Source organism: Nocardioides montaniterrae (genome assembly GCF_054782655.1).
Genome location: NZ_BAAGSB010000019.1, coordinates 1 through 20767, shown reverse-complemented (window position 1 = coordinate 20767; position 20767 = coordinate 1). Strand labels below are relative to the sequence as shown.

The following is a 20767-nucleotide window of genomic DNA, read 5'->3' as shown; positions in this document are numbered from 1 at the left end:
GAACCGGGAGATCAAGCGCTGCCTGAAGCGCTACATCGCCCGCGACCTCTACCGACTACTCGAACACGGCCCGATCACCACTTGACAGACCATAGGAACGTCGGCGGGGAGCGGCGCGCTACGCGCGGCCGCCACAGTCGCCGAGAACAGCCAGCCTCACCGCAACGCCCCTACGTCGACGACCTGGCGCAGGGAGTTGTCGAGCGGCCGACCGGAGTACGCGACGAACATGTCCCCCTCAGTGCGCGTCGCGCCAGGACCGCTCGAACGGCAGCCGCCAGGCGTACGGCGCGATCAGCTGGTGGATCTGGTTGGGACCCCAGCTGCCCTGGCGGTAGGACCGGACGATCGGCGGGTTCTCCAGCAGCGGCGCCGAGACCTCCCAGAGCCGCTCGATGCCGGTCGCGGAGGTGAACAGCGTCTTGTCGCCGCGGGCGGCGTCGTAGATCAACCGCTCGTAGGCCTCCAGGACCGAGCCCGCCCAGCCTGTGTCCTGCATGTTGAACTGCATGGACAGCTTGTCGAGCTTCATCCCCGGACCCGGCCGCTTGCCGTAGAACGACAGCGACATCCGTGCCTCGTCGGCCAGGTCGAAGGTCAGGTGGTCAGGGCCGTGGTCGCCGACGCCGGAGTTCTTCGGGAACATCGAGCGCGGGGGCTCCTTGAAGGCGATCGAGATGATCCGCGCGCCCTCGGCCATCCGCTTGCCGGTGCGGAGGTAGAACGGCACACCCGCCCAGCGCCAGTTGTCGACGAAGCACTTCAGGGCCACGAACGTCTCGGTGTCGGAGTCCTTCGCGACGCCCTCGATGTCGCGGTAGCCGTGGTACTGGCCGCGGACCACGTTGGCCGGGTCCAGCGGCAGCATCGAGCGGAAGACCTTGTCCTTCTCGTCGTTGATGGCCTGCGGCGACAGCGACGTCGGCGGCTCCATCGCCGTGAAGGCGAGCACCTGGAACAGGTGCGTGACGACCATGTCCTTGAACGCACCGGTCGACTCGTAGAAGTTCGCGCGCTGGTCGAGCCCGAGGTCCTCGGGGATGTCGATCTGGATGTGGTCGATGTTGTTGCGGTGCCAGATCGGCTCGAACAGACCGTTGGCGAAGCGGAACGCCAGGATGTTCTGCGCCGCCTCCTTCCCGAGGAAGTGGTCGATCCGGTAGATCTGCTCCTCGTCGAGGACCTTGTGCAGCTCGGCGTTGAGCTTCTTCGCGCTCTCGAGGTCGACGCCGAACGGCTTCTCCATGATCACCCGGCTGCCCTTGACGAGGTCGGCCTCCTCGAGGGTGTGCAGCACCGGCAGCGCGGCCTTCGGCGGGACGCTCATGTAGACGAGGCGCACGACCTCGCCCTTCCAGTCCGACTCGACCTTCTCGACCGCCGACTTGAGGCCCGCGGCACCCTCGGCCCCGGGCGCCCAGTGCAGGACCTTGGCGAACTCGGTCCAGGCGTTCATGTCGCCGTCGTCGCCGGAGAACTCCGAGACGGCCTGGTGCACGAACTCCACGAACGACTCGGTCGTGTGGTCGTCGAGCGAGGTGCCGACGATGCGCAGGTCGCGCATCAGGCCGGTCTCGAACAGGTGCAGCAGACCGGGCAGCAGCTTGCGTCGGGCCAGGTCTCCGGTCGCTCCGAAGAGCACCACGGTCACGGGCTTCAGGGACTTCTCCGGCTTGTCCGCCATGTTCTCCACACTGCCTCCTGCGTCGCGCCGCAACAAGTCATCCACCTGAGCCACGGGTGAACCTTCGGTCCAGCCCGTCCAGGATCAGGCCCAGTCCTACCGCAAATTCGTCGGCCGTCCCAGCATCGCTGCCCGCCCGCGCCTGGTCGTCGGCGACGTGGCCGAGCACGAAGCGCACCAGCGTGCGCGCACCCACCCGGGCCAGCTCGGGCGAGGCGCCGGCCCGCGACAGCGCCCCTGTCATCCGGACCTCGGGCGCTCGCGCGCCGCCGGCGGCGTACACCTGCGAGATGAGGGCGGCACCGTCGCGGTGAGCGAGCATCGCGCCGCGCAGCTCGACACAGGCGAGCCGCAGCTCGGACTCCCAGGTGACGATCTCGGAGGCCTGCCGGCCGCGCTCGAGGACCTCGTCGGCCACCGCCGCGAGGAGCTCCTCCTTGTTGGCGACGTGGTGGTACAGCGCAGAAGCACGTACGCCGAGCTCGCCGGCCAGGCGCCGCATCGACAGCTCCGCCAGCCCGTGCTCGTCGAGCACGGCGACCGCGCGGTCGATCACGTCGGCGCGTCGATGGCGCACAGCGCCCTCCCCTCATCGCGGAGTTGGAATGATAGGCGCGTGCTGAGGATCGGGATCTGCGAGGACGACCCGGCGATCCGCGGCGTCCTCTCCCGCGCGCTCGGCGGCGCCGGCCACAAGGTCGTGGCGGCCCACACCGGCGACGAGGCGCTGCGGCTGCTCGACACCGACGCGGACCTCGACGTGATCGTCATGGACATCGGGCTCCCCGACGCGGACGGCCGCGACGTCGTCCAGGCGCTGCGCTCGGGCGGCCAGCGCACGCCCGTGCTGTTCCTGACCGCGCTCGACTCGACCCACGACCTGCTCGGGGCGTACGCCGCCGGCGCGGACGACTACGTCGTGAAGCCGTTCGAGATCAAGGAGATCCTGGTGCGGGTCGAGGCGCTGGCCCGGCGCGGACGAGAGGCCGCCGCTCCGGTCGCCGCGAGCGAGCTGACGCTCGACCCGGTCGCCCACAGCGCCCATGCCGCCGGCGGCACGGCCCCCCTGACCCCGACCGAGTTCCGGATGCTCGCCGCGATCACGTCCCAGCCGGGGGCCGTCGTACGCCGGCGCGCCGTCGTCGCCGCCGGGTGGCCGGACGGCGCGATGGTCAGCGAGAACACCATCGACTCGTTCATCCGCCGGATCCGCCGCAAGCTGGACGCGATCGAGGCCCCCGTCGAGATCGAGACCGTGCGCGGGATCGGCTTCAAGCTCGCGGCGCGCGAGCGATGAGGACCGGTCAGCTCGACCTCACCGACCTGCGCGGCTTCCGGCGCCGGCTGATCCTCCTCGCGGGCGGCGGCGCGGCGCTCGTGGCAGCCACACTCGCGCTGGTGGCGCAGCTGATCCTGGCCAGCAACACCGACCGCACGGTCGAGCGGGTCATCGAGGACCGTTCCGACGCCGTGGTCGCGCTGGTCGACGCGGCCACGCCCGGCGATCGCCTGAACGTCCCCAGCCGCGGGGTGGACCCCGGCGTCGTCGTGTACGACGCGAGGGGCCGGCCGGTCGCGGGCTCCGAGCCGCCGTCGCTGCGGGCCGAGTTCCTCGCGCTGGCGCACAGCCGCCGGCCGAAGAGCCACAGCACCGACAGCTACGCGCTGCACGCCCAACCCATCCACACGCCGAGCGGAGCGCGCGGAACCGTGGTGGTGGTCGAGCCGCTGGCGCCGTACGAGCACCAGGAGACCCAAGCGCTGGAGGTGTCCATCGCGGCCGGCGTCCTGATCGTCATGCTCACCGTCGCCGTCGCCGCGTGGATCAGCCACCGCGCCCTCTCCCCCGTCGCCGACATGGCACGCACCGCCGAGGAGTGGAGCGAGCACGACCTCGACCGGCGCTTCGACCTCGGTCCGCCGACCGACGAGATCCGTGCGCTCGCGCACACGCTCGACGGGCTGCTCGACAAGGTCGGGCACGCGATCCGCACCGAGCAGCGGCTGACGGCCGAGCTCGCCCACGAGCTGCGCACGCCGCTGACCTCGCTCCAGGGCACCGCCGACCTGATGGCGATGCGCGAGGACCTCGACGACCAGCTGCGGTCCGACGTCACCGAGATCCAGCGCTCCACGCGCGGCATGGCGGCGACGATCACGGTCCTGCTCGACCTGGCCCGGACCCACGCGGCGACCGGTACCTGCACCGTCGGAGACCTGCTCGAGGAGGCGCTGCACGCCCACCCGCAGATCGAGACCGATGCCGAGGAGGGGATCGTGCTCGCCGTACCTCTTGCGGTCGCGACGCGCGCCCTGGCGCCGGTCCTCGACAACGCTGCCCGGATCGCGCCGTCCGCCCGCGTCACCGTGGTGCCGTCGGGCGACCACGTCGACTTCCTGGTCACCGACGACGGCCCCGGCGTGAGCGACCCCGAGATCCTGTTCCGGCCGGGCGCGGTGCCCGGACGCTCCGGCCTGGGCCTGTCGCTGGCCCGCCGGATCGCCCGCAGCGTCGGTGGCGACGTGCTCCTCGCCGAGGACGAGCAGGCCCGCGGGGCCGCCTTCGTGGTGCGGCTCCCGCGGGCCTGATGGTTTCGATACGGCACTCGCTGGCGCTCGTGCCTACTCAACCAACGAGCTAGAACTTCTGCGTCTGCAGGTCCTTGAGCAGTACGCCGAGCTGCTTCTCCTGCTCCACCGGGGCGGCCGGCGCGATACTGCCGTGGTCGATGGCGAACGTCTTCAGCACGGCGTCCATCTGGTCGTCGAGCGTGTGCCAGGTCTTGGGGTTCACCGCGGTGAGCGAGGTCGAGTCGCCGTCCCAGTCGTCGCGCATCTGCTGGACGGTGGCGTGGGCGGCGGTGCCGGATCCTGCCTTGTCCTGGGCGATGGCCTTCTTGGTCAGACCGACGTACTTCGCGACGGCAGCCTGGGTCTGGCTGGCGTTGAACTTCGGCTTCGGGCAGGCCGGCATGGTCTCGCTGGCGCCCGTCGGGTCGCAGGTGGCGTGCGGCTGCTGGTGGCCCCAGTACATGACCGAACCGGCGATCGCGGCGACGATGACGAAGCCGATGGCCGCGAACTTCTCCTTGCGGGGGTTGGTCGTGACGACCGGCTCGTGCGTGGCGTCGTACACCTCGGAGACATCGGAGCGGCTGATCGCCAGGTAGATGACCGTGGCGAGGATCGCGCCGAGGAAGATCAGGCTGGTCCACAGCGTGCCGAGGCCGAGGCCGACGGGCTGACCGGCCGGGGCGACCTTGGGCGAGGCGAGGGCGTCGCCGATGTTGGCGCCGAGCGGGCGGGTCAGGATGTACGCCAGCCAGAACGACAGCACCGGGTTGGCGCCCCACTTCCACAGCGCGGCGATCGAGACGATCAGGCCGAGCGGCAGGAAGATCGACTGCACGGGCAGCCAGTTGGTGAGCTCGAGGGTCCAGTCGCCGGTGGCGGTGCCGAGGGCGAAGGTGACCAGGACGGTCAGCCAGTACCAGGACTCGCGCGAGCGGGTGTTGATGCTGTGGATCGAGAGCGTGCGCTCACGCATCCACCAGACACCGAAGACCGCGGTGAGCAGCACCGCGAACACGGTGGAGCTGATCCACAGGGGGATGCCGATCTGGTCGGTGCCCATGTCGGTGTAGAGCGTGCCGGCCACGCTGACGACCACGACGGTCAGCCAGTAGGGGAAGGGCTGGTAGCGCTTGGTCTTCATCTGCCAGGTCAGCGCGACGATGAAGATCGCGGTGAACAGCAGCATGGTGTTGGCCAGGCCGAAGCCGAGCGTCTCGTTGATGTAGTCGGCGAAGCTCTCACCGACGGTCGTGCACAGGATCTTGATGAGCCAGAACCAGAGAGTGACCTCGGGGACCTTGTTCAGCATGGTCCCGCCGGCGGTCCTGGCGCCGTCCTTGGCTGCGGTGGCGATGTTGGTCATGGGAGCAGGGTGGCGCCCGCTTCCTGCCAGCAACCTGACCGGTTGAACCCGGACTCGCGAGTAGGTTCCGCAGCGCCTATCCTGAACACCGTTCAGGTAGCAGCCTCCGGAGGAGAACCCATGACCGCGTTCGACGTACTCGCCGACAAGATCCTCGCCGGCGGCGACGCGACCCCCGAGGACGCGCTGTCCGTCCTGCAAGCCCCCGACTTCGAGCTGATGTCGATCGTGGCGGCCGCGGGCAAGCTGCGTCGCGAGCACTTCGCCAACACGGTGAAGGTCAACTACCTGGTCAACCTCAAGTCCGGCCTGTGTCCCGAGAACTGCAACTACTGCAGCCAGGCACGCGGCTCCGAGGCCGACATCCTCAAGTACTCCTACCTCTCCAAGGACGACGCGATCGCCCAGGCCGGTGCCGGCCTCAAGGGCGGCGCCTCCCGCGTCTGCATGGTCTCCTCCGGCCGTGGCCCGTCCGACAAGGACATCGACAAGGTCGTCGAGATGACCGAGGCGCTGAAGGACGAGTACGCCGGCGTGGAGGTCTGCGCCTGCCTCGGGCTGCTCAAGGACGGCCAGGCCGAGAAGCTCAAGGCCGCCGGCGTGGACGCTTACAACCACAACATCAACACGGCCGAGTCCAACCACGACAACATCGTCCAGACGCACACCTACGAGGACCGCGTCGACACCATCGGCAAGGCCAAGTCGGCGGGTCTCTCGCCGTGCTCGGGCCTCATCGCCGGCCTCGGCGAGACCGACGAGCAGCTGGTCGAGGCGCTCTTCGCACTGAAAGGCCTCGGGTCCGACTCGATCCCGGTCAACTTCCTGATGCCGTTCGACGGCACGCCGTACGAGAACACCTGGGAGCTCTCGCCCCAGCGCTGCCTGAAGATCCTGGCGATGGCGCGCTTCGTGTGCCCCGACAAGGAGATCCGGATCGCCGGCGGCCGCGAGATGCACCTGCGCTCGCTGCAGGGCCAGGCCCTGCACGTCGCCAACTCGATCTTCCTCGGCGACTACCTCACCTCGACCGGCCAGGACGCGCGCGACGACCTCGAGATGATCCGCGACAACGGCTTCGTCATCCTCGGCCAGGAGAACGCCTTCAACGACGGCACCTTCGACGAGGTCCTCAACGCTCCTCGGGGCGGTCACGAGCACGCCGCCGCGACCACGCCCTGCGGCTCCTCGGCCGGCTCGGCCTGCGGTGACGGCTGTGGCGGCTGCACCGCGCTCAACCCGGAGGCCAAGGCCGCCGAGCTCTCCGCGGAGCCCGTCGACCCGAAGAAGCCGGTCATCCGACGCCGCGGCGCTGGGACCGAAGTTGCCGCCAACGCCTGATCTCGCCTTCGACCGGGACCATCTCTGGCACCCGTACACCTCGATGACCGCGCCGGCGCCGGTGCGGCCCGTGACGGGCGCGTCGGGCGCGCGGCTGTGCGTCGACGGGAAGTGGGTCGTGGACGGCATGTCGTCGTGGTGGGCGGCGATCCACGGGTACGCCGTCCCGGAGCTCGACGCCGCCGTCGTCGCTCAGGTGGGCGACTTCAGCCACGTCATGTTCGGCGGGTTGACGCACGCCCCGGCGATCGAGCTCGGCCGGCGGCTGGTGGCGATCACACCCTCTGGTCTTGACCGTGTCTTCCTGGCTGATTCCGGCTCGGTGTCGGTCGAGGTCGCGATCAAGATGGTGCTGCAGTGGCAGCGCGGCAGGGGCCGTCCCGAGCGCCGGCGGATGCTCACGGTGGCCGGCGGCTACCACGGCGACACGTTCCACCCGATGTCCGTGACCGACCCCGACGGCGGCATGCACGCGATGTGGCGTGGGGTGCTGCCCGACCAGGTGTTCGCGCCCCAGCCGCCACTTGCGTCACGAGCTCTCATCAGTTCCTGCACTTCCACCCCATTGCAACGGGGTGGAAGTTCAGGAATCACCGGTGAACCGGTGATTCCTACCGCCGAGCTCGCCGCCTGGGAGGCCGCGTTCCGGCGTACGGCCGCGGAGCACGCCTCGAGCCTCGCCGGGATCATCGTCGAGCCGCTGCTGCAGGGTGCGGGCGGAATGCATCCCTACCCCGCCGACTGCCTGCGGGTGATGCGTGAGGTCGCCGACGAGCACGACCTGCTGCTGGTCTTCGACGAGATCGCGACCGGCTTCGGCCGGACCGGCCACCTGTTCGTCTCCGAGCTCGTGCGGCCCGACGTGCTGTGCGTCGGCAAGGCGCTGACCGGCGGCTACCTGTCGCTGGCGGCGGTCCTGACCACCGACCGCGTGGCGACCGGGATCTCGGCGTCCGAGTCCGGGGTGCTCATGCACGGTCCGACGTTCATGGGCAACCCGCTCGCGTGCGCGGTGGCATCGGCCTCGATCGACCTGCTGCTGGCGCGCGACTGGCGCGACGACGTACGCCGGATCAACGCCCGCCTCACCACCGGCCTCGCTCCCCTGCGGGACGTGCCCGGGGTGAAGGACGTGCGCACCATCGGCGCGGTCGGCGTCGTCCAGCTCGACCACGACGTCGACGTGGCCGCGGCGACCGCCGCCGCGCTGGGCAAGGGCGTGTGGCTGCGGCCGTTCCGCGACCTGGTCTACGCGATGCCGCCGTACGTCGCCTCCGACGCCGAGCTGACCACCCTCGTCGAGGGCATCACGGCGGCGGTGGCGGCCGGATGAGCTGGTACGACTGGCTGGCGGAGCAGGCTGCGCAGCGCGCATCCCTCGGACTCACGCGGGCCCTGAACGCTCGCACCCCTGACGACGACACGATCGACCTCGCCGGGAACGACTACCTCGGCCTGGCGCGCGACCCCCGGGTGCGGTCCGCTGCGGCGCGCGCGGCCGAGACGTACGGCGCCGGCGCGGGCGCATCGCGCCTCGTCACCGGCACCCTCGACCTGCACGCGGCGCTGGAGGACGAGCTCGCCGCGTGGACCGGTCATGACGCGGCACTCGTGTTCTCCACGGGCTACCACGCGAACCTCGGCCTGATCACGGCCCTGGCCGACCGGACGGCCCGGATCATCTCCGACGCCCACGTCCACGCCTCGCTGGTCGACGCGATCCGGCTGTCACGCGGCGCGGTCACCGTGGTGCCGCACAACGACGTCGACGCGGTGCGCGAGGCGCTCGGTGGACGGGGAGGTGGACGGGGAGGTCGCGACGCGACCGGCACGGGACCACGCACCCTCGTCGTCGTCGAGTCGATCTACTCCGTCCTCGGCGACGCGGCGCCACTGACCGAGCTCGCCGATCTCTGCGTCCAGGCCGGTGCGCTGCTGGTGGTCGACGAGGCCCACGGCGTCGGCGTGCACGGAGCAGGCCTGGTCTCCGAGCTCGGCCTCGCCGGACTCCCCCACGTCGTCGTCACCGCCACCCTGTCCAAGGCACTCGGCGCGCAGGGCGGCGCGGTCCTCGGCAACAAGGCCCTGCGCGAGCACCTCGTCAACACGGCCCGGCCCTTCATCTTCGACACCGGCCTCGCCCCGGCGCCGGCCGCCGGCGCGCTCGAGGCCCTCCGGATCGCGCGCGCCGACCCAGCCCTCGGCCAGCGCGTGCTGGCCCGGGTCCGCGAGCTCGCCGACGCGCTCGGCGTCGTACCGCCCGACGGCGCCGTGCTGTCGGTGCCGATGCCCTCGCCCCAGGCGGCGCTGGCCGCGCAGGCCGCCTGCCGGGACGTCGGCCTCCGCGTCGCCTGCTTCCGCCCGCCCTCGGTCCCCGACGGCATCAGCCGGCTGCGGATCACGGTCAACGCCGGCGTACCCGAGCCGCAGTGGCGCCAGGCCGTCGAGGCCATCACCACCATCGTGAAGGAGCAGGCATGACCCGCGTCATCGTCGTCACCGGGACCGACACGGGCGTCGGCAAGACCATCGCCACGGCCGCGCTCGCCAGCGTCTCCGAGGGCCGCACGGTCGTGGTCAAGCCTGTCCAGACCGGCATCCCGGCCGACTCGAGCGAGGAGTCCGACGCGGCCGCGGTCACCCGCCTCACCGGTACGCCGGCCCAGGAGCTCACCCGCCTCGACGACCCGCTCGCACCCGACGTGGCCGCCCGGCGCCAGGGGGTGCGGATCCCGCCAGTCAAGGTGCACGCGGCGTACGTCCGCCGCCTCGCCAACGACTTCGACACCGTCATCGTCGAGGGCGCCGGCGGCCTGCTCGTCCACCTCGACGAGGACGGCGCCACGCTGCTCGACCTCACCCTCGCGCTGCGCGACTCGATGCCCGAGGCGCAGATCGACGTGGTCGTCGTCGCCCGTGCCGGGCTCGGCACCCTCAACCACAGCGCCCTCACCGTCGGTGCCCTGCGCGCCGCCGGGATCGAGCCGCACGGCATCGTCATCGGCTCCTGGCCCCGCCGGCCCGACCTGGCCGAGCAGACCAACCGCGAGGAGCTCTCACGCGTCACCGGCGTACGCCTCCTCGGCGTCATCCCCGAGGGTGCCGGCGCCCGCGAGCGGCTGTCGTTCCGGATGGGCGCCCCTGGCTGGCTGCAGGTTTCCCAAGGTATGTAGCCGAACCTGCACCTCCCCGGCGATACAACCTTTGGGGAGTGCAGGTTTCCCTGCATCCCTTGGGAAACCTGCACACCAGGCTCACCAGAGCGCCGGCTTGCGGTCCCTCCACGGAGCGGCCGCCTCGACCTGCGCCGACAGGGAGAGCAGCAGCTCTTCCTCGGCCGGGCGCGCGGCGAGCATGATGCCGATCGGCAGGCCGTCGGAGGAGACCGACAGCGGCAGGGTGATCGCCGGCATGCCGGTGACGTTCCAGGCCGAGGTCCACGGCGTGAAGGCCTTCTGGGCCTCGAAGTCGGCGGCCGGATCGGCGTCGTCGCGCAGCGCTCCGACGGGCAACGGCGGCTGGGCGAGGGTCGGGGTCAGCACCGCGTCGTAGGGGTACAGCGCGGAGAGGGCATCGGCGGCGTACCGCCGCAGCTGCCCGATCGCCAGGCCGAGCTCGGGCCCGGAGACCGCCTCACCGCGCTCGCCCAACCAGCGGGTCAGCGGCCGCAGCAGCGCGCGGTCGGCGGCCGAGAGCGAGGCGGTCGACAGCGCGGTGAGCACCGCCCAGCAGGTCTCGAAGGTCTCCACGGCCTCCATCGGCAGCGGCGACGCGAACGGCTCGACCGAGTGCCCCAGCCTCACCAGCAGCGAGGTCGCGGACTCCAGCGCCGCCGACACCTCCGGGTGGACGGGAGCCGAGGCGATGATGGGGTCCTTGATCCGCGCGATCCGCAACCGGCCCGGCTCGCGGTCGCACGCCGACAGGAACGAGCCACCGGGAGCAGGCGCCCACGACGGGTCCCCCGCGCGCCGTCCGGCGAGCACGTCGAGCAGCGCGGCCGCGTCGCGCACCGTCCGCGCGATCGAGCCGGAGGTGGACAGGCCGATCGGGTCGCCGTACGTCGGGAAGCCGGAGATCCGTCCGCGTGACGGCTTGAGCCCGACCAGCCCGCAGCAGGAGGCGGGGATGCGGATCGAGCCGCCGCCGTCCGAGCCCTGCGCGACCGACACCAGGCCCGCGGCCACCGCCGACGCGGCGCCGCCGGACGACCCGCCCGCCATCCGACCGAGGTCCCACGGCGTCACCGCCGGCGGCCGACCCTCGGGCTCTGTGTAGCAGGGCGAGCCGAACTCCGGCGTCGAGGTCTTCCCGAGCGAGACCATCCCCGCCGACTCCATCGCCAGCGCCACGGCGTCGGAGACCTCGGGCACGTAGCCGGCGTACACCGTGGAGCCGAAGGCGGTCGGCACCCCGCGCGTCAGGTTGAGGTCCTTGATCGCGGTCGGCACACCGCCCAGCGGGTACGCCGGTCCGGTCGGCCCGACCGCGGCCACCTCACGCGCCCGCGCCCGAGCGGCGTCGGGATCGAGGAACGCGAAAGCCCCGTCCACCAACGCGTCCGGCAACGTCGCGGCCCGCGCGAGGTAGTGCTCGGTCAGCTCGACCGGGCTGATCTCCCCGGAGCGGATCGCCGCTCCCTGCTCCAGCGCGGTCAGGTCGTGCAGCTCAGCCATGGGCACGACGTTATCGACCCGCACCTCCTCCCAGGCAGCGCGCCCGATTCGCGCGACGCCCCCGCGACCGGGCACGATGTCGCCGTCGGCGACCCCGAAGGTGTCGGGTCGCCGCGGATTCTGGGGGGAATCATGAAGTACGCCGCACGCCTGCTCGCGCTCGTCGTCACCGCGCTGCTGACGGCCCTGCTCGCCGTCACGGCAGCACCGGCGCAGGCACAGCGGCCACACCGGCCGCAGGAGATCTACCCGGTCGTCGCGGTCGGCACGACGGCCGCGGGCGTCGACTGGTGGGACACCATCAAGACGACGATCCGCTGGTGCACCACTGCCGGCATGGCCAAGGGCGACCACTTCACCGTGACGCTGCCCGCCCAGGTGCAGGCGTTCCGCCCCCGGTTCGAGGTCTTCGACACCCGCAAGCACCCGATCGCGGTCGCCCGCACGATCAACGACGCCAAGGTCGTGCAGACCCTGACCGTCACCCCGAAGCCGGGGACGTGCGCGGTCACCCACCTCGAGAGCCAGTTCCGCTCCGACACGGTCGCCGGCCACGACGTACCGCTGACCTACACGTCCGGCACGAGGCGCTGGGTCGACAAGGTGCTGGTCCGCAAGGCCCAGGGCCCGATCCGCGAGCTGGCCAACCTGTGGGGCGACTTCACCCGGCTGCACGACGAGTGCCGGACCAAGGGCCACGACTGCCTGCTGTGGAACCTCGACAGCCCCGAGGGCCCGTTCCCGAAGGCTCTGTTCATCCAGAAGATGCCCGGCAACGAGCTGATCAGCTGCCGCACGCTCACGGTCACCTTCGTCTCCCTGGACTCGCAGGGCGGCGTCGCCGGCAAGAGCCCGTACGGCGCGAAGGTCCACTGCACGCCGAAGGGCCTGCGCGTGGACGCGGGCTCGGTCCCGGCCGGCGGCCTGGTCCGCCTGACGTACAAGGCCAGCATGCGGCCGGTGAAGCCGAACGGCGGCGTCGAGTTCCGCACGGAGTTCCACGTCAGGCTCAGCAAGAAGCGCACCGACCGCACCAGCGACATCACCCGATCGACGACCGCCGACGGTCTCCAGGTGGTCCCGCCGTCCGACCAGCTGATCAGCGGCAAGGCGGCGGACAACACGATCTCCAACGGGGACCAGGAGTTCTGGCCGTACGTCGTCTTCGGCGTCGTCCTGCTCGGCGCCCTCGTGAGCGTGGTGGTCAACGCCCGCAAGCGGGGCGACGCCGGCACCGTCGAGGAGCGCGCCCGACGCAGGTGAGCCCGCGCCCGACCCGCCCCGGTCAGGTTCGTTGCAGGTTGCCCGACGTACGTTCGCGGCGCGCATAGCGCCAACGGACCGTCCCCGGCAAGCACTCGACCAGAAAGGCGCAACAGCACTTCCCACCGCCTGTTCGCGGGCCCCACGATGCAGCTCTGGGGGGTTCACGGATAGGAAATCCAGTGCGCCTGTTGCTGCTCATGACCAAGACCCTGACCACCGCGGTCCTCGCCGCCTCGCTCGTCGTCGCCGTCCCGGTGCTCGGTGCGTGCTCCGCCTCGACACCCCAGGGGAGCATCACGACGATCAGCGACGCGAAGGGCTGGGTGGCGACCTTCACCCAGGGGTCGCGCACGGTCACGATCCGCGGCACGAGTCGCACGTTCTCCGAGCCGAACGTCACGCCGACGGTCACCACGAACGTCGACGTACGCCTCCTGCCAGCGCCGTTCAACGGCACCGTCGACCAGACCTGGCTGGCCAAGGAGAAGGTCGACACCTCCCCCGACCTCCTCGACACCGCCTTCCAGTACGTCGCGGGCGCCGCGCCGATCACCAACAGCGACGGCCTGCAGATCGCCGGCGACGCGGCGTACGGCCCGGTGCAGTCGGACGGGACGCGCCAGGAGGGCAGCGACTTCAACGACTACCTCGGCCTCACCTGGACGTACGGCGCGACCAAGGACTCCCCCGAGTCCGACCAGTTCCGCTCGGTGGACTGCTCGGGCTTCGTGCGGATGGTCTTCGGCTACCGCGGCGGCTTCCCGCTGTCGCTGAGCGTCGACGGCACGGACCTCCCCCGGCGCGCGGTCGAGATGGCCAGCGGCGGCGCCCCCGGCAACGTGATCGTGGCGAACAAGGGCACCCAGGCGACCACCACGGGCGTGCGCCCGGGCGACCTGGTCTTCTTCGACGCCTCCACCGACGACGGAACGGCGATCGACCACGTCGGCATCTACCTCGGCATCGACAGCGCCGGCCGGCCGCGGTTCATCTCCTCGCGCAAGACCGTGAACGGCCCGACGATCTCCGACGTCGCCGGCTCGTCGGTGCTGACGGGCACCGGCTTCTACGCCAAGGCCTACCGCGAGGCGCGCCGCCTCTGAGGGTTCGCGGCACGCACGCCTCCGAGTAGCCCCAAGGGACCAGCGGACAGCGACCGTCCGCCCCTCCCCGACCACCCGTCGGTCCCGCCAGGATCGTGCCCATGGCTCTGGGGGGAGGCGCGCTCGAGCGCGCACAGCGGCGGACGGCATGGACCTGCGTGCTCACGGTGGTGCTCGCGTCCGGTGTCCTGATCGCACCGCCACCGGCGAGCGCCGTGATCCGGGTCCGCACCGCCGGCGCCCTGACGACGGTCCGCGACGCGCACGGCTGGCTCGCGACGTTCACCAGGGGCTCGCGCACCGTCACCCTCCGCGGCGGCCGACGCACCCTCACCGAGCCGCTCGTCCCGGCCACCGTCACCGACCGGCTCCGCGTGCGGCTGCTGCCCCGGCCGTTCAACGGCACGGTCCCCCGCAGCTGGCTGACCCGCCAGCTCCGCAGCACCGCACCCGACGTCCTGCAGACCGCTTTCCAGTACGTCGCCCAGCGCCCGGCGATCCACCGCGACGGCCTGCAGGTCGCCGGCGACGCGGCGTACGGCCCACTGCTGCCGGACCTCACGCGCGCGGCCGGCAGCGACTTCAACGACTACCTCGGCGTGCCCTGGACGTACGGCGCCCTCGTGGACTCCCCCGAGCTCGATCAGCGCCTCTCGCTGGACTGCTCCGGCTTCGTGCGGATGGTCCTCGGCTACCGCCACGGGTTCCCGCTGTCCCAGGCCCCGGACGGGCGCAGCCTCCCGCGCTCCGCGGCCGAGATGGCCGGTGGCGGACCGGGCCGGGTGATCGTGCGCGACACCGGCGCCGAGGTCGCGCCCAGGGGCGTCCGGCCCGGCGACCTGCTCTTCTTCGACGCCGACCCGATCGACTCCGGCGTCATCGACCACGTCGGGATCTACCTCGGGATCGACAGCTCGGGCCTGCCCCGGTTCATCTCCTCGCGCCGGACCGTCGACGGTCCCACGATGAGCGACATCGGCGGATCGTCGGTGCTCACCGGACGCGGCTACTACGCCAGCGCGTTCCGCGAGGCCCGCCGCATCTGAGGCATCAGCGCGTGGCGTGGGCCGGCTCGGACAGCGCGACCGTGCCGCCGTGGCCGAAGTCGACGACGTCGTCGCGGTTCATGGCGACACCCGGCTTCTCCCACTGCACCAGCTTGAGGTCGTCGATCATGAGCTCGCGCGAGTAGATGATGTCGTGCGGCGGGTGGACCCGCAGCCACGGCTGCACGTAGAGGATCTTCTTCGGCACCTTCACGTCGACCCGGAACGTCGTGCATCCGGAGTGGATCGACTTCTGCGGGATCGGGTAGCGCAGCGCGTCCAGGCTGGAGCCGGCCGAGCTGCCGTACCAGTGCAGCTCCAGGACGGCGCCCGCGGACGCGTGCTTGATGTCGGCGACGAAGGACAGCTGGCTGCCGGGCACGACGGCGATGCGGTGGAGCGGCGCGGAGACGACGTCCTTGCGGCTGACCGGGCTGCGCTGCAGCCGCAGGCCCCAGGTGCCGTGGCAGGCCGAGTCGTCCTTGACCTCGGCGAACATGCCGAGCGCCCACAGCAGGCCGGTCCCGGAGTCCGGGTCGGTGTCGAGGTCCTCCATCGAGCCGGTCCCCCACAGCAGGTCGGTCCCGGCCCGCATGCCCGCCGGCAGGGTGGAGATCTCCGACCCCACCGGAAGGCCGGCGACCTCGCCTGCCTTCCCGGACAGCGATGTGGTCACCGGCCGACCGGTCGGCGCGAGCGCCCCGCCGTCACCGAGCCGTACGTCGGGCTTGGCGATGTCACCCGCGATCCGGGCTGCCGCATCGGCCGGGCCACCGACCACGGGCACGGGTCGGTAGTTCTCGATCGCGAACGGGTCGAGGGTCGTGTGGACCGGCTTGCCGCCGTCGAGGTCGACGCGCATCGAGTAGGAAAGCAGCGGCTCCCACAGGTCCTGGTCGAAGACCAGGTTGCCGTAGCTCTCCAGCACCGGCACGTGCCCGATGTGGGTGATGCCGCCGACGACGTGGGGGTGGCCGTCCACGATGACCGAGGCGCCGGCGTGGGCGGCGATCGTGTTGTAGAGGTCCGTGAGCCTGGTCTGCTTGCGGACGTACTCGACGCCGCCGTGCAGCTCGAAGACCACGACGTCGGCCTTGCGCGTGGCATCCTTCAGGGCGCGCTTGAGCCGGCCCTTGTCACAACGCGCGGCGCCGCCCTGGGTCGGTCCGGCGACGTAGTGCTGGACGTACTGGTCGCCGGCGACCGTCGTGCAGCCGATGAAGGCGACCGTCTGCTTGCCGACGTCGACGTACGCCGGCCGCCACGCCTGCTCGACCGTGCTGCCCGCGCCGTAGTGGACGACGCCGGCCGCGTCGAGGGCCTTGATCGTGGAGCGCAGGCCGGCCTCGCCGGCGTCGTACACGTGGTTGTTGCTCAGCGAGACGACGTCGACGCCGCTCTGCGCGAGCGCGTCCGCGAGCGAGGTGCTGCTGGCGAACGCGAGCGTCTTGTCCTTGCTCACCCCGGGAGGCCGCTTGCCGGGCACGTACGGCGTGGCCAGCAGCGGGGTCTCCAGGTTGACGGCCGTGACGTCGGCGTCGCCGAGCAGCGGCGCGATCTGCTGCAGGACGCGGGCGTGCGGTGCCACGCCGTCACCGACGTGGAGCAGCGGGCCCTGGTCGGGTCCGGACGCGAGGTTGGTGCCGTCGTTGGCGCCGTCGTTGGAGGAGGAGCCCGCCGCGCCGGTGTAGAAGCGGCGACCCATCATCGTGTCGCCGGCGAAGCGGATCGAGAGCGAGTTGCGCCTGCGGGGCGTGAGCTCGACGGTCGTCTCGGCGTCGGGCGCCATCGCGACGACGCGCGGCAGGTAGCCGTCGGCGCTGATCGACGCCAGCGTCGGGGAGTCCGAGCTCAGGTCGACCTCGCCGGCGGCGTCCGTCGAGCGCGTGATGCCGCGGATCCGGACCTTCGCACCCGCGACGACACGACCGGTCCCGGCGACGACGACCCGGGTGCGGACGATGTCGCTCCCGAGCGGGCGCTGCCCCACCGGGGCCGACCTCTTCGTGGCCGCCAACGCCACGACGGCGAGCGGTACGGCGAGCACGAGAACGAGCAGTGGCAGCCAGCGCCGCATAGCGAAGATCCCCCCAGATCATCGTTGTGGCCCGGATCACATCGAGCCGATTAGCTTCCGGTTGGTAACTGACAGCTAGCATTCGAGCCACCGGTCGGACGCCGCTGAGTCTCAACCATCAGCACCGCCGAACGGAAATCGGGAAAATTCATCTGGGGGGATGACGAATGTCGGTGAGCTCTGCGCTCATCCAAGGCGTGTGCGCCTTGGTCGCATTCGCTGCGCTGTGGGCGCTGGCGATCGTGCGGTTCAAGGGAGGTGAGCGCCATGTGGAGTCGCATGACCTCGGCCTGGACTGATGTCCACACCCCGCTGCTCACCACCGTGCTGGTCACCAGCTCGCTGATCTGGGTCGCCGCCACGCAGCAGTCGCTGCCGGCGTACGTCTTCATCGCGCTCGTGCTGCTCGTGCTGCTCGTCGCCACGCTGACCGACGCCTTCGGCGGCATCGTCGCCGGCCTGGCCGCGGCCGCCGTGATGGTCGGCCTGGACCGACTGTTCCCGCACGTGCACGCCGAGACCTTCGCCGCCGTGGCGGCCTGCGTCGGGCTGCTGATGCTCCTGGGCGTCGCGGCCGGCACCACCACCGAGAACATCCGTCGCGGCCGCCGCCGGATCGCCCGCGAGGCGGTCGAGAAGGTGCTGCCCGCCGAGGGCTCGCTCGGGCTGCTCGACCACGACGACGCCGCGTTGCGTCTCGAGGAGGAGATGGCTCGCGCCGAGCTGCACGACCGGCCGCTCGCGACCGCGCTCGTCCACGTCGACTTCACCGAGGACATGGACGCCGAGGACATGCGGCGCGCCCGTCGTGCCGTGGCCCGCGTGATGGAGGCCGAGCTCCGCACGACCGACATCCCGTTCGTGACCGAGCACGACGAGATCGGCGTGATCCTGCCGGAGAGCTCCATGGACGCCGCCGCCGACGTGCTCGAGTCGGTCCTCATGCTCGCGCGCGAGGTCACCTTCAACGACCGCACGACCGGCGTACGCCGCCACGTCGGCGACGTCGCCACCGTGTACGTCGGCATCACCGACCTGACCGACGACGAGGCCCTCAGCCCGGAGACCATGCTGGACGCCACCCGGGTCGACCGGGTCGCGCTGGCCTGGTCGGAGGCGTGACCGGCGCGGTCCTCAGCATCACGGTCCTCTGGATCGTCGCGGTGCTCCTCGTGGGGTACTGGTGGCTCTCGCTGCGTGCCCACGAGAAGCGGATGCGTGGCCTGGACGTTCGCGTCCACGTCAACGGCATCCGCGGCAAGAGCACCGTCACGCGTCTGGTGGCCGCCGTGCTGCGTGAGGGCGGATTCGTGACGGTCGCCAAGACGACCGGGAGCGCCGCACGGGTGATCGGCCCGCTCGGCGAGGAGGACCGGATCCACCGGCTGGGTGCGCCGACGATCAACGAGCAGGTCGACATCGTCAAGGAGCACGTCACCGAGCACACCGAGGCGCTGGTGATGGAGTGCATGGCGGTCCGGCCGCTCTACCAGGAGTTCTCCCAGGAGCACATCGTGCGCTCGGACATCACGATCATCACCAACGTCCGCGAGGACCACCAGGACGAGATGGGCGAGACCCTCGAGGAGATCGCCGACTCGATGGCCGTGACCACCCCGCGGGGCGGACTGCTGATCACCGCCGAGGACCGCCCGCACCTGCGCGCCCGCCTCGCCGAGCACGCCGCCGCGCGCGGCAGTCGCTTCCTGTACGCCGACCCGGCGACCGTGCGCGACGAGGACATGCGCGGCTTCGACTACCTGCAGTTCAAGTCGAACGTCGCCATCGGCCTGGCCATCGCCGAGGAACTCGGCATCTCGCGCCGCCGGGCGATCGAGGGCATGTGGAAGTCCGTGCCCGACATCGGTGTCGTGCGGCTCAAGACCTACGACATCCGGGGCAAGAAGGTCACCTGGGTGCCGATGTTCGCGGCCAACGACCGCGAGAGCGTGGTGCTCACCCTGGAGACGCTGATCGCCCAGTGGCCGGCCAACGCGACCATCATCGGCGTGCTCAACAACCGCCTCGACCGCGGCCGTCGGGCCGAGCTGTTCGCGGAGATGGCCGGCAGCGATCTCAAGCCCTTCCTGGACCACACCGTGCTGTTCGGCGCGTACGAGGACACCGTCGAGGCACAGATCCTGGCCGGCGGCGTGGACCGCTCGACCGTGCACCGCATGGGCGACAGCGTGAAGCCGGACCTCGACCAGATCCTCGACGCCATCGCCGCGATGATCCCCGGCGAGGAGGGCGTGCTGGTCGGCATGGTCAACATCCACACCGAGCAGGCCGAGGCGCTCATGCACCACTTCGCCGAGGAGGACGGGGAGGACCACCTCGACGAGCTCCTCGCCAGCCGCGACCCCGCCCGCCAGCCGGCCTCCCGGGCACGGCTGCGCTGGAGCGGCGCACGTCGGCGTACGACGGAGGACGCGTCGTGAGCAACAACCCCTACCTCTACTCCCCCGACGTCGTCCGGGTCGTGCTCGTCATGGGCGTGGTCATCTCGGTGCTGTTCTACGAGCGCATGCAGCTGACGACCGGCGGCGCGATCGTGCCGGCGTACCTCGCCCTGGCCCTGCAGGCGCCGATCAGCGTGGTCTCGACGGTGCTCGCCGGCCTGCTGACGTGGGCGATCGTCAACAAGGGCATCGCGAAGCGGCGCATCCTCTACGGACGCCGCAAGTTCGAGGTCGAGGTGCTGATCGGACTGGCCATCATCGGCACGGTGATCGTCGTGCGGGCGCTGGTGTGGAACCTCGCCGACATCGACATCATGGTGAACACGATCGGCTTCCTGATCCCCGGCATCATCGCGCACGACATGTCGCGCCAGGGGCCCTCGCGCACGGTCATCGCGATCAGCGCGACCACGGGCATCCTGGGCCTGTTCCTGATCGTCTACATCAAGCTGCTCGAGGTCACCGGCGCGACCGTCGAGCCGCAGCGGGTGCTGGCGTCGGTGATCGGCTACGACCGCCGGCTGATGCTCGAGGCGATCGCGATGGGCGTGCTGATGGGCATGTACATCTTCGAGAAGCTCGGCCTGCGCTCCGGCGGCTTCATCACCGCGGCGTACGTCGCCTTCCTGCTGCCGCGCTGGCCCGACCTGCTGTTCCTGCTCGTCGTCGCGTTCCTCACCTGGCTGGTCGTGGTGAAGCTGCTGATGCCGCGCCTGCTGCTGTTCGGCCGGCGCAAGCTCTCCACGATGGTGCTGTTCGGGACGCTGCTGGGGTGGAGCGCGGAGCTGCTGTGCCGGTACTTCTCCGACGGCCTCTACGAGCCCGGCCGCGGACTGACCATCATGACGATGATGCTGCCCGCGCTCATCGCGAACGACGTGCAGCGGCAGGGCTGGGAGCGGACCGGCTGGGGCCTGGCGATCAACACCGCAGGGGTCTACGGCGTGATGAACGTGGTCGGGGCCGGGCTCGCTGCGGTCGGGGTCTTCAACTCGCTGCACTGAGCACTCGCGGCACTCGCGTCACATCCCGGGCCAGTTCTTGGGGCTCGGCCTGTGGATGACGGGTACTCCGTGGCGGGCCTGAAGCTCCTATAGATCGTCAAGCGGCAATGTGGATGTCGGGCGCTGGTGCCGTGTCGCCTAGTGCTTCTCGGATGAGGGGCAATAGTTCGC

General features: G+C 71.0%; 17 protein-coding genes. 12 read left to right on the top strand and 5 right to left on the bottom strand.

The window, feature by feature from the left end; translation table 11 throughout:
• Positions 1–238: 238 nt before the first annotated feature.
• Both zwf and ACYVJ3_RS16450 read right to left on the bottom strand, forming a co-directional pair.
• Positions 239–1684: a glucose-6-phosphate dehydrogenase gene (zwf, locus tag ACYVJ3_RS16455; protein ID WP_460854162.1), complete on the bottom strand. Its 1446-nt coding sequence runs from the start codon at positions 1682–1684 to the stop codon at positions 239–241.
• Between the two features lie 37 nt (positions 1685–1721).
• The gene (locus ACYVJ3_RS16450) at positions 1722–2261 is read right to left on the bottom strand and encodes a TetR family transcriptional regulator (protein ID WP_460854161.1); all 540 of its coding nucleotides are present in this window, start codon (positions 2259–2261) and stop codon (positions 1722–1724) included.
• Between the two features lie 39 nt (positions 2262–2300).
• Here ACYVJ3_RS16450 and ACYVJ3_RS16445 point away from each other — a divergent pair, with 39 nt between their 5' ends.
• A complete protein-coding gene (locus tag ACYVJ3_RS16445) occupies positions 2301–2981 on the top strand; it encodes a response regulator transcription factor (protein ID WP_460854160.1) in 681 nt (226 codons plus the stop codon).
• Positions 2978–4273, top strand: a complete 1296-nt coding sequence (locus ACYVJ3_RS16440) for a sensor histidine kinase (protein WP_460854159.1) — start codon at positions 2978–2980, stop codon at positions 4271–4273. Before ACYVJ3_RS16445 ends, ACYVJ3_RS16440 begins: the two co-directional genes overlap by 4 nt.
• A 49-nt stretch (positions 4274–4322) precedes the next feature.
• On the opposite strand, the gene ACYVJ3_RS16435 is transcribed toward ACYVJ3_RS16440, so the two are convergent.
• A complete protein-coding gene (locus ACYVJ3_RS16435; protein ID WP_460854158.1) occupies positions 4323–5621 on the bottom strand; it encodes a COG4705 family protein in 1299 nt (432 codons plus the stop codon).
• A gap of 120 nt (positions 5622–5741) precedes the next feature.
• Between ACYVJ3_RS16435 and bioB the strand changes: the two genes are divergently transcribed.
• Genes bioB through bioD form a run of 4 tightly spaced genes read left to right on the top strand, consistent with a single transcriptional unit; the run spans position 5742 to position 10135 of the window.
• Positions 5742–6962: a biotin synthase BioB gene (gene bioB / locus ACYVJ3_RS16430; protein WP_460854157.1), complete on the top strand. Its 1221-nt coding sequence runs from the start codon at positions 5742–5744 to the stop codon at positions 6960–6962.
• A gap of 43 nt (positions 6963–7005) precedes the next feature.
• On the top strand, positions 7006–8295 hold the full coding sequence (bioA, locus tag ACYVJ3_RS16425; protein ID WP_460854156.1) for an adenosylmethionine--8-amino-7-oxononanoate transaminase: 1290 nt from the start codon (positions 7006–7008) through the stop codon (positions 8293–8295).
• Positions 8292–9443, top strand: a complete 1152-nt coding sequence (locus ACYVJ3_RS16420; protein ID WP_460854155.1) for an 8-amino-7-oxononanoate synthase — start codon at positions 8292–8294, stop codon at positions 9441–9443. The genes bioA and ACYVJ3_RS16420 overlap by 4 nt, the downstream gene beginning before the upstream one ends.
• Positions 9440–10135 (top strand): dethiobiotin synthase, encoded by a 696-nt coding sequence (gene bioD, locus ACYVJ3_RS16415; protein ID WP_460854154.1) that lies wholly within the window; start codon positions 9440–9442, stop codon positions 10133–10135. The genes ACYVJ3_RS16420 and bioD overlap by 4 nt, the downstream gene beginning before the upstream one ends.
• Before the next feature lie 81 nt (positions 10136–10216).
• On the opposite strand, the gene ACYVJ3_RS16410 is transcribed toward bioD, so the two are convergent.
• Positions 10217–11638, bottom strand: a complete 1422-nt coding sequence (locus ACYVJ3_RS16410; RefSeq protein WP_460854153.1) for an amidase — start codon at positions 11636–11638, stop codon at positions 10217–10219.
• Positions 11639–11770: 132 nt separating this feature from the next.
• Between ACYVJ3_RS16410 and ACYVJ3_RS16405 the strand changes: the two genes are divergently transcribed.
• From ACYVJ3_RS16405 to ACYVJ3_RS16395, 3 genes are all read left to right on the top strand, one after another.
• Entirely contained in the window at positions 11771–12901 is a 1131-nt protein-coding gene (locus tag ACYVJ3_RS16405; RefSeq protein WP_460854152.1) for a hypothetical protein, read from the top strand.
• A 182-nt stretch (positions 12902–13083) separates the two neighbouring features.
• On the top strand, positions 13084–14007 hold the full coding sequence (locus ACYVJ3_RS16400) for a C40 family peptidase (RefSeq protein WP_460854151.1): 924 nt from the start codon (positions 13084–13086) through the stop codon (positions 14005–14007).
• Between the two features lie 101 nt (positions 14008–14108).
• Positions 14109–15053 (top strand): C40 family peptidase, encoded by a 945-nt coding sequence (locus ACYVJ3_RS16395; protein WP_460854150.1) that lies wholly within the window; start codon positions 14109–14111, stop codon positions 15051–15053.
• Between the two features lie 4 nt (positions 15054–15057).
• On the opposite strand, the gene ACYVJ3_RS16390 is transcribed toward ACYVJ3_RS16395, so the two are convergent.
• Positions 15058–17130, bottom strand: coding sequence for a CapA family protein (locus ACYVJ3_RS16390; protein WP_460854149.1), 2073 nt, complete (start codon positions 17128–17130; stop codon positions 15058–15060).
• 267 nt (positions 17131–17397) lie between these two features.
• Here ACYVJ3_RS16390 and ACYVJ3_RS16385 point away from each other — a divergent pair, with 267 nt between their 5' ends.
• From ACYVJ3_RS16385 to ACYVJ3_RS16375, 3 genes are read left to right on the top strand one after another with little or no spacing between them, the layout of a single operon-like run.
• Positions 17398–18252, top strand: coding sequence for a hypothetical protein (locus ACYVJ3_RS16385; RefSeq protein ID WP_460854148.1), 855 nt, complete (start codon positions 17398–17400; stop codon positions 18250–18252).
• Positions 18249–19571 (top strand): poly-gamma-glutamate synthase PgsB, encoded by a 1323-nt coding sequence (gene pgsB / locus ACYVJ3_RS16380; RefSeq protein ID WP_460854147.1) that lies wholly within the window; start codon positions 18249–18251, stop codon positions 19569–19571. Before ACYVJ3_RS16385 ends, pgsB begins: the two co-directional genes overlap by 4 nt.
• Positions 19568–20596 carry a poly-gamma-glutamate biosynthesis protein PgsC/CapC gene (locus tag ACYVJ3_RS16375; RefSeq protein WP_460854146.1) on the top strand — a complete coding sequence of 343 codons (1029 nt, stop codon included), beginning with the start codon at positions 19568–19570 and terminating at the stop codon, positions 20594–20596. The genes pgsB and ACYVJ3_RS16375 overlap by 4 nt, the downstream gene beginning before the upstream one ends.
• The last annotated feature ends 171 nt before the right edge of the window (positions 20597–20767 follow it).